Origin of the sequence: Pseudomonas sp. MF6776 (genome assembly GCF_016613125.1) — a bacterium.
Taxonomy (GTDB): domain Bacteria; phylum Pseudomonadota; class Gammaproteobacteria; order Pseudomonadales; family Pseudomonadaceae; genus Aquipseudomonas; species Aquipseudomonas iridis.
This window is the reverse complement of the sequence record NZ_JAENSQ010000100.1, coordinates 1-889: the sequence shown is the minus strand read 5'-3', so window position 1 is coordinate 889 and position 889 is coordinate 1. Positions and strand designations below refer to the sequence as shown.

General features: G+C 56.1%; 1 pseudogene. It reads right to left on the bottom strand.

Annotated features, from left to right (window positions below):
- Window positions 1-140: 140 nt before the first annotated feature.
- Window positions 141-889: pseudogene (locus JJD74_RS30600) on the bottom strand (hypothetical protein); the annotation flags it as partial.

Genomic DNA, 889 nt, shown 5'->3' with positions numbered 1-889 from the left:
AGAGTACGAGGACGGTGTTGTCCGGTGGGGTTGAGGTGGTCATGAAGCAAGCTCCTGCGCAGTGGGAATGGCAGGAGCTATCAGAGCGCTTTATGGCGATTTGCGCACCTGTCAGATCTGACAGGTGCCTTGTGTATGCCTTAGGAACGTGGCGGAAAGGTCACCGCGTTAGCTTTGATAGCAGACCCATCCAGGTTAACCGCGCATGTTATCTTTAGCTCAGTCCCGTCTTTGAGTTCTTTCAACCACTCAACCGGCGCCGCCACCGACAAGCCATCCATTGAATCATTAGGCTCTCCCGACCTGACGTCCTTGCTGACGGCATCACCATTGCTGTCAAAGCCTGCACAATTGACCCAGATCGGTTGCCCGGGCTCGAACAGCGGCCATTTCACCGCGAGAATCCGCGCATCTGTTGTGAGTTCTTGAACCTTCAGCTCTGAACTCGTATTGCCGTCAATGTTCGGTGTCGGTAACCGTGGATCCCCATCCGCAATCTTCAGCACACTCATTTGGGTGATGGGCGACTTGCCAGCCTGCCCACCGTTGCGATTTAAATTCCAGCGCAGCTCCATGATCTTTCCATGTCGCGCGGCGAGAAATGCGGGGCTCAACACCGTATCCACCTGTTTATCGCTGTTGAATTCCACCAACGGAAACTGCGGCGAGCCCGCCGGCGGATTGACTTCGACCAGTCGAGCACGGTCCGCTTTCAGTGCGCCAAGATACTCGATGCGCACCGTCACGCCGTTCGGATAGGCTAGTACATCGATCGGATTAATGGCCGGTGCCACGAGTGAAGGTGGCAGCAGATCAATCGGAGTACTTCCCGTCACAGTAGCGTTGGCCGTGCTGGAACTTCCAACCGGATCGCCGTTGGGCTTGCGCA